This is a genomic window from Bradyrhizobium sp. LB14.3 (assembly GCF_040547985.1).
Classification (GTDB): domain Bacteria; phylum Pseudomonadota; class Alphaproteobacteria; order Rhizobiales; family Xanthobacteraceae; genus Bradyrhizobium.
This window is the reverse complement of sequence record NZ_JBEPQT010000029.1, coordinates 25,812-39,828: the sequence shown is the minus strand read 5'-3', so window position 1 is coordinate 39,828 and position 14,017 is coordinate 25,812. Positions and strand designations below refer to the sequence as shown.

The following is a 14,017-nucleotide window of genomic DNA, read 5'->3' as shown; positions in this document are numbered from 1 at the left end:
CTATGCAGAATGAAGATGGACGCTGCGTTAACGCGGGATTTGCCCCCGTCTTCGTGCTTGCTCGAAAGAAAGGTAAGATATTTCAGCGTCTTGATCTGAAGGTATAGTCTTGGGTTCGTGATAGTCTTGGGATCGTGCTGGACTCGGTCACTGGCCGACGAACCCCCGGAGAGACCCTTGGTCTACCGCCACACCATCGACGCCACGACCTACACGTTCCCGGATTTGCGCGACCTGCTCGCCAAAGCAACCCCGCCGCGCTCCGGCGACCGGCTGGCCGGGATTGCCGCCGCCAGCGCCGAGCAGATGATCGCGGCGCGGATGGCGCTCGCCGACGTCCCGCTCGGGCAGTTCTTGCAGGAAGCCGTTGTCCCCTATGAAGCCGACGAGGTCACCCGCCTCGTCATCGACTGCCACGACGCCAAGGCCTTCGCGCCGGTGGCCTCGTTGACCGTCGGCGCCTTCCGCGACTGGCTGCTGTCGGATGCCGCCACGCCAGAAATCCTGCGCAAGCTGGCGCCCGGTATCACGCCGGAGATGGCGGCAGCGGTCTCAAAGCTGATGCGCAACCAGGATCTGATCCTGGCGGCGCGAAAATGCGAGGTCGCCACCGCGTTCCGCAACACCATCGGCCTGAGGGGCCGAATGAGCACCCGGCTCCAGCCCAACCATCCCTTTGACGACGCCAGGGGCATCACCGCCTCGATCCTCGACGGCATCCTGCTCGGCGCCGGCGATGCCTGCATCGGCATCAACCCGGCGAGCGACGACCCGGCTGTGATCGGCCAATTGCTGCGGCTGCTCGACGAGATCATCGCGCGGCTGAAAATCCCGACCCAGGCTTGCGTGCTGACCCATGTCACCACGACGCTATCGCTGATCGGGCAGGGTGTGCCGGTCGATCTCGTCTTCCAGTCGGTCGCCGGCACCGAAGCTGCCAACCGCAGTTTTGGTGTCGACCTCGCGCTGCTGAAGGAGGCGCAGGACGCCGGGCTGTCGCAGAAGCGCGGCACGGTCGGGCAGAACGTGATGTATTTCGAGACCGGGCAGGGCTCGGCGCTGTCGGCCAATGCCCATCACGGCGTCGACCAGCAGACCTGCGAGGCCCGCGCCTATGCGGTCGCCCGCGCCTTTGCGCCCCTCCTGGTCAACAGCGTGGTCGGCTTCATCGGCCCGGAATATCTTTACGACGGCAAGGAAATCATCCGGGCGGGGCTGGAGGATCACTTTTGCGGCAAGCTGCTCGGCCTGCCGCTGGGGATCGACATCTGCTACACTAACCATGCCGAGGCGGACCAGGACGACATGGACAATCTGCTGACGCTGCTCGCGGCCGCCGGCGTCACCTTCATCATGGGCGTCCCCGGCGCCGATGACGTCATGCTGAACTATCAGTCCACGTCTTTTCACGACGCGCTCTACGTCCGCGACGTCTTCGGACTGCGTCGTGCGCCGGAATTCGACGACTGGCTGGCGCAGTCGGGCATTGTGGGCGCTGACTTCCGGCTTGCCGGCGATGCTGGCCTGCTGCCCGATTTTGCCTCCCGGCTGATCGCGTGACGCGGCGGAAGCACCCGGCGGCTTGAGGAAACCATTGGTCCCTTCGGGAATTATGCTCATGCCACAATATTGAGAAATTCCGGCGACAGCATTACGCTATACGTCGGGCTGGCAATTTCCGCGGCTATGTCGAGCGTGGCGGGGGAGCTTTGATGCGAGCTGAAAGTAACGGTACGTCCCGACGGATTCTCTGCGTGTTTCCGCGATACACGTCGTCGTTCGGAACGTTCGAGCATTCCTATCCCCTGACCGATGGCGTCCGCGCCTTCATGCCGCCGCAGGGGCTTTTGCTGCTCGCGGCCTATCTACCCAGGGAATGGCAGGTCAAATTCGTCGACGAGAACCTTCGCCGCACGACGAAGGAGGAGTTCGAATGGGCGGAGGCGGTCTTCGTCAGCGGCATGCACATCCAGCGCCAGCACATGAACGATATCTGCCGGCGCGCCCATGAATTCGACTTGCCGGTCGCGCTCGGCGGTCCCTCGGTCAGCGCCTGTCCGGACTATTATCCGTCGTTCGACTATCTCCATGTCGGCGAACTCGGCGACGCCACCAACCAGCTGTTCGAGATCCTGTCGCGCGACATCTCGCGTCCCGAGGCCCAGGTGGTGCTGACCACCAAGGACCGTGTGCCGATGACGGAGTTTCCGATCCCGGCCTACGAGCTCGCCGACGTGAAGAAATACTTTCTCGGCAGCATCCAATATTCCAGCGGCTGTCCCTATCAGTGCGAGTTCTGCGACATCCCCGGACTCTACGGCCGCAACCCGCGCCTCAAATCGCCCGAGCAGATCATCGCCGAGCTCGACCGACTGCGCGAATGCGGCATGACCGACACGGTCTATTTTGTCGACGACAATTTCATCGGCAACCGCAAGGCGGCGCTGGACCTCTTGCCGCACCTGATCGAATGGCAGAAGAGGACCGGCTACGTGGTGCGGCTCGCCTGCGAGGCGACGCTCAATATCGCCAAGCGGCCCGAAATCCTCGAGAAGATGCGCGAGGCCTATTTCGTCACCATCTTCTGCGGCATCGAGACGCCCGACCCCGATGCGCTGAAGGCGATGCACAAGGACCACAACATGATGGTCCCGATCCTCGAGGGCGTGCAGACCATCAACTCCTACGGCATGGAGGTCGTGTCCGGCATCATCATGGGGCTCGACACTGACAAGCCGAACACGTCCGAGGTGCTGCTCGACTTCGTCGAGGAGTCCCAGATTCCGCTTCTCACCATCAATCTGCTTCAGGCGCTGCCGAAGACGCCGCTGTGGGACCGCCTGGAGCGCGAGGGACGCCTGGTCGAGGACGACGGCCGCGATTCCAATGTCAACTTCCTGTTGCCCTATGACGACGTCGTCGCATCCTGGAAGCACGCCATGGCCGTCGCCTACGAGCCCGAGAAGGTCTACGCGCGCTTCCAATATCAATGCGACCACGTTTACGTGCACCGCCTGAAGATGCCGAAGCCGGACGAGATGAAGACCTGGCCCAACATCAGGCGCGGCCTCGTCATGCTGCGAAATATTTTCTGGAAGGTCGGCGTGCTCGGCGACTACAAGCGCGTGTTCTGGAAGTTCGCGCTGGGGCGCATCAAGCGCGGCGATCTCGAAGGCCTGATCGGCTGCACCCTGATTGCGCACCATCTCATCACCTTTGCGCGTGAAGCATCGAGCGGCGAGACGAATGCGTCGAACTATTCGCTGCGGCTGCGCGAGGCTTCCGTTCCCGCCGAATGACGCAACATGTCTGACCCGGCCGTTCCGCGCCGCCCGACCCTCGATCTGCGGTCGCTCACGCCTGCGCGCGTCGCGCTCGGGCGCAGCGGCGCGAGCGTGCCGACGCGCGCGCTGCTCGACTTCACGCTGGACCATGCCCGTGCCCGCGACGCCGTGCATGCCGCTTTCGACGCGCCGCGACTGGTCGCCGATCTCCGCGCGCTTGGCCTCGTCGCCACCGAGGCACGGAGCCGGGCGGTCGACCGCAGGGACTATTTGCGGCGTCCCGATCTGGGCAGGCAGCTCGATGCCGGATCAGTCGAGGCTCTGACGCGAAGTGCCTCGGGGCCGTGCCCACTCGCGGTCGTGATCGGCGACGGCCTGTCGGCGGCAGCGGTCCACGCCCATGCGGCCGCGCTGATGACGTGTCTGATGCGGCTGCTCGCAGCCGACGATGATGTCGCGATCGGCCATGTCGTCGTCGCCTCAGGCGTGCGCGTCGCGCTCGGCGACGAGATCGGTGCCATTCTCGGTGCGCGCATGGTCCTGACGCTGATCGGCGAGAGGCCGGGCCTGTCGGCGCCCGACAGCCTCGGCGCCTATCTGACTTTCGCACCGAAGCCGGGCCGCACCGATGCCGAGCGCAATTGCGTGTCGAACATCCACAAGGCCGGTTTGAGCTATGACGAGGCTGCTTTCAAGATCGCCTGGCTGGTCCGCGAAGGGCTGGCCCGGGAGGTCACCGGCGTGGCGCTGAAAGACGAGAGCGCGGACCGCGCGCCGCGTCGAATTGGCATGGCTTTGCCCTTATGACGGGCATTACGGCAAAATCGCCACATCTTGATCGATTTGGCCACACTTCGCCTGCTTGCGAGAGGGGTGATTGTCCTGCTAAACCCCTCGCGGCGATTTTCCGCGCATTTTCAAAGGCAAGCCTCCCATTGGTATGGCATTTTCAGGCCGTTCGCGGGGCGCAACAAGCTCACAGACCGAGCCGATTTAGGAACTGGACAAGGCATGCTCGAAAAGCACCGTGAGAATGAGGTTCATGTCGAGAAGGTCGAGCAGGGACCTGCGTCCTCGATCGCCTTCGGGCTTGAGCGCATCGGGCTGATCGCCGTCCGGGCACCGATCGTTTCCTGCATCGTCCTGCTCGTGCTTATCGTCGGCGCCGTGTTCGGCATTCACCGGATCAAGATCGACGATTCGCTGTCGCAGCTCTTCCGCTCCAATTCCCGCGAATTCCACCAGTATGAAGAGGTGACCAAGAAGTTCCCGGCCGAGGAGTTCGACGTCCTCGTCGTGGTCGAGGGCAAGACTCTGCTGGCGCGGAAAAACCTCGAGAAGCTGCGCGACTTCGTCACCGACATGCAATTGGTCGAGGGCACGCGCGGCCTGGTCTCGCTGTTCTCCGCGCGTCAGGCGCCGGCGCCGGGCAAGCTGCCGGCCGCGCTGTTCCCGGCCGACCTGCCTGAGGGCGAGGCCTATGACAAGTTCATCGAGACCGTCAAAAACAACGAGATCATTCGCGGCAAGCTGTTGTCGGAGGACGGCACGCTGGCGCTGATCGTGCTTTCGCTCGATCCGGAGGTGGTCGCCTCCAACAAGCTGACCAAGACCGTCGCCGATATCCGCGCGCTGATGAAGGAAGACCTCAGCGACACCGGGCTCAACGTGCAGCTCTCCGGCGTGCCGGTCATGCAGCTCGAGATCCGCAACGCGGTCGAGCGCGACGGACTCACCTACAACATCCTGGGTATTCTCGCGGGCTGCGTCATCGCCATCATCTTCTTCCGCAAGGTTTCGTTCATGGTGGCGGCGGCGTTCCCGCCGATGATCGCGATCCTGCTGGCGCTCGGCGCGCTCGGCTGGGCCAATTTCAATCTCAACATGTTCCTGAACGTGATGACGCCGCTCATCATGGTCATCAGCTTCTCCGATTCGATGCAGCTCACCTTCGCGGCGCGCGACCGGCTGATCGCAGGTCAGGACAAGTATACCGCGTTCAAGAACGCGGTGCTGGTGGTGGGGCCGGCCTGCGTGCTGACGCACGGCACCGCCGGCATTTCGTTCATTGCGCTCCAGTTCTCCGACTCCGACCTGATCCGCAAATTCGGCGAGGCGGGTCTCGCCGCAACCATGATCGCTCTGGTCGCGGTGCTGTCACTGGTGCCGGTGTTCGGCGTACTGCTGGTGCGCAACGAGCAGACGTTCGCGACCAAATTCCAGAGTGCCGATGCGGGTGTGCAGGCACTGCGCAATTTCTGCTACTGGATCGCGGTGCGCATGGTGGGCCGCCCCGGCCTGTTCAGTCTGATCGCGGTGGTGTTCGTCGCCGGCCTCGGCGTCATCTACGCCAATCTGGAGCCGCGCTACCGGCTCGCCGACCAGGTGCCGGACAAGCGCCAGGCCGTCGCCGCCAGCGACCGGCTCGATGCCAAGCTCACCGGCGCCAACCCGATCAACGTGCTGATCAAGTTCCCCAAGGATGAAACGCTCTATTCGCCGGAGACGCTGCAAACAATCGCGGACGTGCACGCGACCGTGGAGAAGGCGGCTGGTGTCGGCAACGTCTGGTCGGTCGAGACTCTGCGCCGCTGGCTTGCGGACAAGGCCGGCACCGCCGACGTCGCGACGCTGAAGGAATATGTCAGCGTCATTCCTGAGCATCTGGTGCGGCGTTTCATCGATGCCCAACAGGATGCGGTCTTGGTGGCCGGCCGCGTGCCCGACAAGGATTCCAGCCAGCTCCTGCCGATTGTCGACAAGCTCGATTCCGAGCTCGACGCCGTTCGCAAGAAGCACCCCGGCTACGAGGTGGCGGTGACGGGTCTTGCCGCGATCGCGGCGCGCAACTCGGCCGGCATGATCGAGAAGCTGAATCGCGGGCTCACCGTCGAATTCGCGCTGGTCGCGATCTTCATCGGCCTCGCCTTCCGCTCCTGGGTCGTGATGTTCGCCTGCATCCTGCCGGGCATCTTCCCGGTGGTGATGTCGGGAACGGTGCTGTGGGCAATGGACGAGGGCCTGCAATTCGCCAGTGTCGTGGCGCTGACCGTCTCGTTCGGCCTGGGGCTGAGCGCAACCATCCACTTCCTCAACCGCCTCAGGCTCGAGAGCAAGCCGGGCGTCGGTTCGGCGCTCGCGGTGGAGCGCGCGACCGTGCTGGTCGGCCCGGCGCTGATCTTGACGACGCTGGTGCTGGCCTGCGGCCTCGTCGTCACCGTGTTCTCGGACCTGCCGTCGCTGCGGCTGTTCGGCTGGCTCAGCGCCTTCTCGATGGTCATGGCCCTCGTCGCCGATCTCTTCATCCTGCGGCCGACCGCGATGTGGCTGATCAATCTGCACGCCAAGCTTCAGGGCGCGGACAAGCGCGCGATCTGAATCGATCGCGACGAACGGTCGACCATATTCTGATAAAAGAAAAACCCCTGGCGAAAGCCAGGGGTTTGTTTTGATCTGAAGCCTGGGAAGCGTGAAGGCTATCAGCCCTTCGTCATCGTGATGTTGACGCCGCGGATCTCGCCCTTGGAGGAGATCTGCACCGTCTGCTTGGTGCCATTGGTGCGCAGCGACAAATTGGCGGCGAAGCCGTTGGCCTCGACGAACACCTCGATCTGGCCGCCGCCGGCGGTGCCCTGCAAATTGCCGAAGATGTTGCGGTTGGCCTCGCTCCAATTGCCGGAGATGCGCTCGCCCTGGCTCGTCACGTCGCTGGTGAGGTCGAACTTGTAACTGTCGGACGCACAGTGCAACGCCTGCTTGAGGCTGAGACCGGTACCGGCGACCTTGTAGTCCGCCTTGCAGCGGATGCGCTCGGTGGAGCCGTCGGACAGCGACACCGTGCCGGTGCCGGTCCACGCGCCTTCGAAGCCTGCAAACGGTCCGGACGACTGAGCCTGGCTTGCCGAAACTGAGAAGAGCAGCGCAGCCCCGATGCCAGCCGCCTTGATTGCCTGTCCAGATCGCCCAAAGAATTTCATCTTAAAATATCCCGTTCTAGAAGGACGTCCGCTGATCACCGAGAACGTCTCGCCACATCGAAAGTTTAGTGTTCCGAGCCAGTGTCAGGTTCAATGCCTGACTGCCAGAGATGGCGGTTCACGACGCCTCGCGCCATGCTCCGACCTCGCGATTTGCGGTGTTTCGGCATATTTCTGGCGCCCAAGGCCGGGTCGAGAGATGCAGCTCTGCAACAGGTGCGCAGCAAAACGCGGCGTGCCTGAATTATGACGTAGTATCAATCTCTTACATTTGCCAGAGAAGGTGCAGGGAAGACCTGATTTGGTGGATCTGGCGCCAATTTGGCCGCATTTACCAGTGCTTGTGCCTTCTCCGAGGCTGCACTTTCCGCGGCAACTTGCCATCAGAACAATCCGTTTCCGGTCGTCCCCCTGTGTGGTCCGGGATCGGCGCGATTCTGCCGTCAGAATGAAGGAATACAATGCGTAAGCTTCTCGTCGCTCTCACCTTGCTGTCGGCCTCCCTCTCGACCGCAGCGTTCGCCCAGCAAGGGCGCGGCACGGACTCCGAGCAGAAGGCCTGCTCGCGCGATGTGCAGAAGCTCTGCCGGCCGGTCATCGATCAGGGCGATTTCACCATTCTGGCCTGCCTCAAGGAAAACCGGGCCAAGATTTCGCAGGCCTGCGACCAGGTCCTGAAGAACCACAACCAGTAAGCTCGGCCACTGGCCCACAAGGGCGGCCCCGGGGTCGCCTTTTCGGGCCGAACCCGGAAGGGCAGCCATCGAGAGACAGGATTGGTTTTGCGGCCGTATTCCCCTATATGGGGGCCGCGGCGGCATCGCCGGCATGAGCCCGCGCGAGCGAAAAAGCCCTTCCTGTCCAAACGATTGTAGACCAGCCCTCGATGACCTCTGCGAGCGAATTGCGATCCGGCAAGGGTGAGCGCGACGAGAATTTTCCCGTCGCGTCCTGGATCATTCATGCGCGTCATCGCGCCTTGATCCTGGCGTATTACAATTTCGTCCGCACCGCCGACGACATTGCCGACCACGCCACGCTGCCGGGCGACGAGAAGCTCGCTTATCTCGACCTGCTCGAGGCGGAATTGCTCGGCACGGGCGACACCCAGGCCGAGGCCGTCAGCTTGCGGCGCGCACTGGCCGAACGCGGCATGGCGCCGCGCCACGCACTCGACGTGCTCATCGCGTTCCGCATGGACGTGACCAAGCTACGCTACGAGAACTGGGACGAGGTCATCCATTATTGCCGCTACTCGGCGATGCCGGTCGGCCGCTTCATGCTCGACGTTCATGGCGAGAGCACGTCGACCTGGGCCGCGTCGGATGCGCTCTGCGCGGCGCTGCAGATCAACAACCACCTTCAGGATTGCGGCAAGGATTTCCGCGAGCTCAACCGCGTCTATCTGCCGCGCGATGCGCTGGCCGCAAGCGGCGCCTCGGTCGAGCAGCTCGGGCTGACGCAATCGCCGCCGGCGATGCTGGCCTGCCTTCAGGCGCTTGCCGTGCGCAACGAAGCGCTGCTCAACGAGGGCAGGTCGCTCAGCGCGGAGATCAGGGACTTCCGCCTCGGCGTCGAAGTCTCGGTGATCCAGGCCTATGCCGACCGCATCGTGCGTCTGTTGAAGGTGCGCGATCCCCTGCGCGAGCGCGTGCACCTGAACAAGTTCGAGCTCCTCACCTTCAGCCTCGCCGGCATGATCGGCGAAGTCGGCCGCCGCGCGATCGGACGCAAGGCCATTTCCAGACCGGGGACTGCACATGACGCTTGAGGCGACCTCGCCCGGCGCCAATTATGGCTCGACCGCATCCGGCAGTTCGTTTTACGCCGCGATGCGCATCCTGCCGCACGACCAGCGCGAAGCGATGTTCCAGATCTACAGCTTCTGCCGTCAGGTTGACGACATCGCCGATTCCGATGGCCCGCGCGACGAGCGGCTCGCCGCACTTCAGGCGTGGCGCAACGACATCGATGCGCTCTACCAGGGCAACCCGCCGCCGCGGCTGAAGGACTACGTCCACTCGGTGAAGAACTTCGGCCTCAAGCGCGAGGATTTCCTCGCCATCGTCGACGGCATGGAGATGGACGTGCCGCAGGACATCCGCGCGCCCGACATGGCGACGCTGGATCTCTATTGCGATCGCGTCGCGAGCGCCGTGGGGCGGCTGTCGGTCCGGGTGTTCGGCCTGCCGGAAGAAGACGGCATCGAGCTCGCCCATCATCTTGGCCGGGCGCTCCAGCTCACCAATATCCTGCGCGACATTGACGAGGACGCGGGTCTCGGCCGGCTCTATCTGCCGCGCGAGGCGCTGCTGCATGCCGGCATCACCTCCAACGATCCGGACCGCGTGATCCTCGAGCGCGCGCTGCCAAAGGTCTGCCTGCCGCTGGCGCAGCGCGCCAAGGTGTATTTCGAAAAGTCGGACGAGATCATGAACCGCAACCGCCGCCGCGCGGTGCGCGCGCCCCGAATGATGTCGAAATACTACCATGCCATTCTGGACCTCCTGATCGCGCGCGGTTTCGACGCGCCGCGAGAGCCGGTGCGTGTGTCGAAAGTCACGCGCATCTTGATCCTGCTCCGTTACGCTCTCATCTGATGCAAAAAACAGCTCACATCATCGGCGCCGGAATTTCCGGCCTCTCCGCCGCCGTGCGGCTCGCCAATGCCGGCTTCAAGGTCGCCGTGCACGAGGCGACGCACCACGCCGGCGGCCGCTGCCGTTCGTATTTCGACGGCGCCACCAATCTCACCATCGACAATGGCAATCATCTGCTGCTGTCGGGCAACAGCCATGCGCGCGCCTATGCGCGATCGATCGGCACCGAGGCGGGCCTGGTCGGACCGGAGCGCGCGCAGTTTCCCTTCGTCGATATCACGACCGGGCAGCGCTGGCAGATCGATCTCGGCGACGGTCGGCTGCCGACCTGGGTGCTCGACGAGAGTCGCCGCGTTCCCGACACCGGGCTCACCGATTATCTGAAGCTGGCGCCGCTGATCTGGGCGTCTGAAGAGACGCTGGTGGGCAAATCCATTCCCTGCGAGGGCGTGCTCTATCAGCGCCTGGTGCAGCCGCTGCTGCTCGCAGCGCTCAACGTCGATCCTCCCGAAGGCTCGGCGGGGCTTGCCGGCGCGATCGTGCGCGAGACGCTGCTCGCCGGCGGGCAGGCCTGCCGCCCCCTGATCGCGCGCGACGGACTCAGTGACGTTCTGATCGAGCCCGCCGTGAAATTCTTGACCGAGCGCGGGCACTCCGTTCAACTCGGCCACGAACTGCGTTCCTTCGCGACCAATGACGGCAAGGTCGGCGCGCTGAATTTCGGCGGCGAGGATCTGATCCAGATCGGCGCGGGCGACGTCGTCGTGATGGCGGTGCCGCCGCGCGCCGCCTCCAACCTGCTGCCCGGCCTGAAGACGCCGACCGAATTCCGCGCCATCGTGAATGCGCATTTCCGCGTTGAGCCGCCAGCGGGATCAGCTCCGATCCTCGGCGTGATCGGCGGCGTCGTGGAGTGGCTGTTTGCGTTCCCGAACCGGCTTTCGGTCACCATCAGCAACGGCGACCGCCTGGTCGACATGCCGCGCGAGGAACTCGCGCAGGTGATCTGGAACGATGTCTGCAAGGCCGGCGGTGTTTCCGGCGAGCTGCCCCCCTGGCAGATCGTGCGCGAGCGCCGTGCCACATTTGCGGCGACGCCGGCGCAGAATGCCCTGCGCCCGGGGCCGGTCACTGCGTTCAAAAACCTGTTTCTTGCAGGCGATTGGACTGCTACGGGATTGCCTGCAACCATCGAGGGATCGGTCCGATCCGGCGATCGCGCCGCCGATCTGGTTCTGGCCGCCAAGGGATACTGACAGGCGGCCCTGACGGGCATTTGTCCCCGGTCAATTTCGGTCAATTTCAATCGACTAACGGAGCAATCGAGCGAGATGGATTCCGTGAACGCGACCAACCGCGAAGCCCAAGAATCTATGAACCTGGAATCCAGGAACTTGGACTCCAGGAACCTGGACTCGAGCATTGCGTCGGCCGCCGAAGGCGTCATCGGCTTCCAGCAATCCGACGGCCATTGGGTGTTCGAGCTCGAGGCCGATTGCACCATTCCGGCCGAATACGTCCTGCTTCGTCATTATCTTGCCGAGCCGGTCGATGCCGTGCTCGAGGCCAAGATCGCCAATTATCTTCGCCGCGTTCAGGGGGCTCATGGCGGCTGGCCGCTGGTGCATGACGGCGAGTTCGACATGAGTGCCAGCGTGAAGGCCTATTTTGCGCTGAAGATGATCGGCGATTCCACTGACAGCCCGCACATGGTGCGTGCGCGCGAGGCAATCCACGCCCGCGGCGGCGCGATCAACAGCAATGTCTTCACGCGCTTCTTGCTTGCGATGTACGGCATCGTGACCTGGCGCGCCGTGCCGGTGCTGCCGATCGAAATCGTGCTGCTGCCGTTCTGGTCGCCATTCCATCTCAACAAGATCTCCTACTGGGCCCGCACCACCATGGTGCCGTTGATGGTGCTCGCAGCGCTCAAGCCGCGCGCGAGGAACCCGAAGGCTGTCGGCATCGACGAGCTATTCCTCCAGGATCCGCGCTCGATCTGCATGACTGCCAAGGCGCCGCACCAGAGCCTGGCCTGGTTCGCGCTGTTCCGCGCGCTCGACCACATCCTGCGTGTGGTCGAGCCGATGTTTCCCAAGAGCCTGCGCAAGCGTGCCATCGACGCGGCGCTCGCCTTCACCGAGGATCGGCTCAACGGCGAGGACGGCATGGGCGCGATCTATCCGCCGATGGCCAACATCGTCATGATGTACGACGCGCTCGGCAAGGACGAGAATTTTCCGCCGCGTGCGATCACGCGCCGGGGCATCGACAAGCTGCTCGTGATCAAGGACGACGAGGCTTATTGCCAGCCCTGCGTCTCACCGGTATGGGACACGACGCTGACCGCGCACGCGCTGCTGGAAGCCGGCGGTGACAAGGCGGTGCCTGCCGCTAAGCAGGGCCTCGACTGGCTGATCCCGAAGCAGGAGCTCGCGGTGAAGGGCGACTGGGCGGTGAAGCGGCCCAATGTCCGTCCGGGCGGCTGGGCCTTTCAGTACAACAATGCCCATTATCCCGATCTCGACGACACCGCGGTGGTCGTGATGTCGATGGACCGCATGCGCCGTGAGCATAATGCGGCCGGTTATGATTCCGCGATCGACCGTGCCCGGGAGTGGATTGAGGGCATGCAGAGCGACGACGGCGGCTGGGCTGCCTTCGACGTCAACAACCTCGAATATTATCTGAACAACATCCCGTTCTCCGACCATGGCGCGCTGCTCGATCCGCCGACCGAGGACGTCACCGCACGCTGTGTCTCGATGCTGGCCCAGCTCGGCGAGACCGCGAAGACCAGCAAGCACGTCGCCGACGGGATCGCCTACCTCCGCAAGACCCAGCACCCGGAAGGGTCCTGGTATGGCCGCTGGGGCATGAACTTCATCTACGGAACCTGGTCGGTGCTGTGCGCCCTCAACATGGCTGGCGTCCGTCACGACGACCCGATGATGCGCAAGGCGGCCGGCTGGCTGGCCTCGATCCAGAACCAGGACGGGGGCTGGGGTGAGGACGCCGTCAGCTACCGCCTGGACTACGCCGGCTGGGAGGCAGCCCCCTCGACCGCCTCGCAAACGGCATGGGCCTTGCTTGCCCTTATGGCTGCCGGCGAGGTCGATCACCCGGCCGTCGCCCGGGGGGTGGAGTACCTGATTACAACACAGAACAAAAAAGGACTGTGGGACGAGCAGCGGTACACCGCCACAGGCTTCCCCCGCGTGTTCTATCTGCGGTACCATGGTTACCCGAAGTTCTTCCCGCTGTGGGCGCTGGCCCGGTATCGGAACTTGAGGGACACCAACAGCAGGGTGGTAGGGGTCGGAATGTGACTTTGGGGACGGGGGACTACCTTACCGCGGGCAATGCCATTGATCCGCGGCCGATATTGATCGTGACCGGACTGGTTCAGGAGGCCCGCATCGCGGCCGGGCCCGGAATGGCGGTCATCTGTTCGTCGAGCAGCCCGACCCAGTTGCGGGCGCTGCTGACGGTGCTGGATCCTGAGACGATTCGCGGCGTGATCTCCTTTGGCGTGGCCGGCGGCCTCGACCCGACGCTGCGCTCCGGCGACGTCGTGCTGGCGACCGAAGTGCTCGCCGGCGACACCCGCTGGGCCGCCGGGCTGTCGCTCGGCGACGACCTCATCGACCGCCTGACGTCGGGACGCCGCCGCGTGGTGCGCGGCAGCCTCGCCGGTGCCGAGGAAGTGGTCACGGGGCGGTCCTGCAAGGCGGCGCTGCATTCGGAGACGGGAGCGGCCGCCGTCGACATGGAAAGCCACATCGCGGCCGCCTACGCCGCCGAAGCCGGCTTGCCGTTCGCCGCGGTCCGCGTCATCAGCGATCCCGCCCATCGCGCGCTGCCGGCGCTCGCCCGCGCCGCCATCAAGCCGAACGGCCAGATCGACGTGCTGGCCGTGCTGCGCGGCATCGCGCGCAATCCGACAGCGCTGCATGGACTGGTCTCGACCGGTATCGATTTCAACCGCGCGCTGCGCTCGCTTCGCGGCTGCCGCGACTTCCTGATCGGCACCGAGCTCGTCGAGAGCGAGGCTCTGGTCTCCGAGGCGGCCTGAGCGGTTTTCCGATCCGACAAAAGACAAAGGCCCGGTTCGCCATTGGCGACCGGGCCTTTGTTTTTTGATCGGGCTACAAGG

General features: G+C 64.2%; 11 protein-coding genes. 10 read left to right on the top strand and 1 reads right to left on the bottom strand.

Annotated elements, in window-relative coordinates; translation table 11 throughout:
- Nucleotides 1–177 precede the first annotated feature (177 nt).
- From ABIB00_RS32845 to ABIB00_RS32830, 4 genes are all read left to right on the top strand, one after another.
- A complete protein-coding gene (locus ABIB00_RS32845; protein ID WP_354107214.1) occupies nucleotides 178–1,560 on the top strand; it encodes an ethanolamine ammonia-lyase subunit EutB in 1,383 nt (460 codons plus the stop codon).
- A 152-nt stretch (nucleotides 1,561–1,712) separates the two neighbouring features.
- Complete coding sequence (locus ABIB00_RS32840) at nucleotides 1,713–3,299, top strand: B12-binding domain-containing radical SAM protein (RefSeq protein WP_354107213.1); 1,587 nt, start codon at nucleotides 1,713–1,715, stop codon at nucleotides 3,297–3,299.
- A 6-nt stretch (nucleotides 3,300–3,305) separates the two neighbouring features.
- Nucleotides 3,306–4,091: an ethanolamine ammonia-lyase subunit EutC gene (eutC, locus tag ABIB00_RS32835; RefSeq protein ID WP_354107212.1), complete on the top strand. Its 786-nt coding sequence runs from the start codon at nucleotides 3,306–3,308 to the stop codon at nucleotides 4,089–4,091.
- A 204-nt stretch (nucleotides 4,092–4,295) separates the two neighbouring features.
- The gene (locus ABIB00_RS32830) at nucleotides 4,296–6,662 is read left to right on the top strand and encodes an efflux RND transporter permease subunit (RefSeq protein WP_354107211.1); all 2,367 of its coding nucleotides are present in this window, start codon (nucleotides 4,296–4,298) and stop codon (nucleotides 6,660–6,662) included.
- A gap of 101 nt (nucleotides 6,663–6,763) precedes the next feature.
- On the opposite strand, the gene ABIB00_RS32825 is transcribed toward ABIB00_RS32830, so the two are convergent.
- Nucleotides 6,764–7,261 (bottom strand): hypothetical protein, encoded by a 498-nt coding sequence (locus ABIB00_RS32825; RefSeq protein WP_247447280.1) that lies wholly within the window; start codon nucleotides 7,259–7,261, stop codon nucleotides 6,764–6,766.
- Between the two features lie 461 nt (nucleotides 7,262–7,722).
- On the opposite strand from ABIB00_RS32825, the gene ABIB00_RS32820 reads away from it, so the two are divergent.
- From ABIB00_RS32820 to ABIB00_RS32795, 6 genes are all read left to right on the top strand, one after another.
- Entirely contained in the window at nucleotides 7,723–7,956 is a 234-nt protein-coding gene (locus ABIB00_RS32820) for a hypothetical protein (protein ID WP_247349845.1), read from the top strand.
- A 191-nt stretch (nucleotides 7,957–8,147) separates the two neighbouring features.
- On the top strand, nucleotides 8,148–9,032 hold the full coding sequence (hpnC, locus tag ABIB00_RS32815; protein ID WP_354107210.1) for a squalene synthase HpnC: 885 nt from the start codon (nucleotides 8,148–8,150) through the stop codon (nucleotides 9,030–9,032).
- A complete protein-coding gene (hpnD, locus tag ABIB00_RS32810) occupies nucleotides 9,022–9,861 on the top strand; it encodes a presqualene diphosphate synthase HpnD (RefSeq protein ID WP_354107209.1) in 840 nt (279 codons plus the stop codon). The genes hpnC and hpnD overlap by 11 nt, the downstream gene beginning before the upstream one ends.
- Nucleotides 9,861–11,117, top strand: a complete 1,257-nt coding sequence (gene hpnE, locus ABIB00_RS32805) for a hydroxysqualene dehydroxylase HpnE (RefSeq protein ID WP_354107208.1) — start codon at nucleotides 9,861–9,863, stop codon at nucleotides 11,115–11,117. The genes hpnD and hpnE overlap by 1 nt, the downstream gene beginning before the upstream one ends.
- A gap of 75 nt (nucleotides 11,118–11,192) precedes the next feature.
- On the top strand, nucleotides 11,193–13,190 hold the full coding sequence (shc, locus tag ABIB00_RS32800) for a squalene--hopene cyclase (protein WP_354107207.1): 1,998 nt from the start codon (nucleotides 11,193–11,195) through the stop codon (nucleotides 13,188–13,190).
- Complete coding sequence (locus ABIB00_RS32795; protein ID WP_247349850.1) at nucleotides 13,187–13,936, top strand: phosphorylase; 750 nt, start codon at nucleotides 13,187–13,189, stop codon at nucleotides 13,934–13,936. Before shc ends, ABIB00_RS32795 begins: the two co-directional genes overlap by 4 nt.
- Nucleotides 13,937–14,017 lie beyond the last annotated feature (81 nt).

Coding starts and splice junctions, on each gene's coding strand:
- hpnD (WP_354107209.1), top strand. CDS start 9,022: ATGACGCTTGAGGCGACCTCGCCCGGCGCCAATTATGGCTCGACCGCA.
- ABIB00_RS32825 (WP_247447280.1), bottom strand. CDS start 7,261: ATGAAATTCTTTGGGCGATCTGGACAGGCAATCAAGGCGGCTGGCATC.
- hpnE (WP_354107208.1), top strand. CDS start 9,861: ATGCAAAAAACAGCTCACATCATCGGCGCCGGAATTTCCGGCCTCTCC.
- ABIB00_RS32830 (WP_354107211.1), top strand. CDS start 4,296: ATGCTCGAAAAGCACCGTGAGAATGAGGTTCATGTCGAGAAGGTCGAG.
- eutC (WP_354107212.1), top strand. CDS start 3,306: ATGTCTGACCCGGCCGTTCCGCGCCGCCCGACCCTCGATCTGCGGTCG.
- shc (WP_354107207.1), top strand. CDS start 11,193: ATGGATTCCGTGAACGCGACCAACCGCGAAGCCCAAGAATCTATGAAC.
- ABIB00_RS32820 (WP_247349845.1), top strand. CDS start 7,723: ATGCGTAAGCTTCTCGTCGCTCTCACCTTGCTGTCGGCCTCCCTCTCG.
- ABIB00_RS32840 (WP_354107213.1), top strand. CDS start 1,713: ATGCGAGCTGAAAGTAACGGTACGTCCCGACGGATTCTCTGCGTGTTT.
- hpnC (WP_354107210.1), top strand. CDS start 8,148: ATGACCTCTGCGAGCGAATTGCGATCCGGCAAGGGTGAGCGCGACGAG.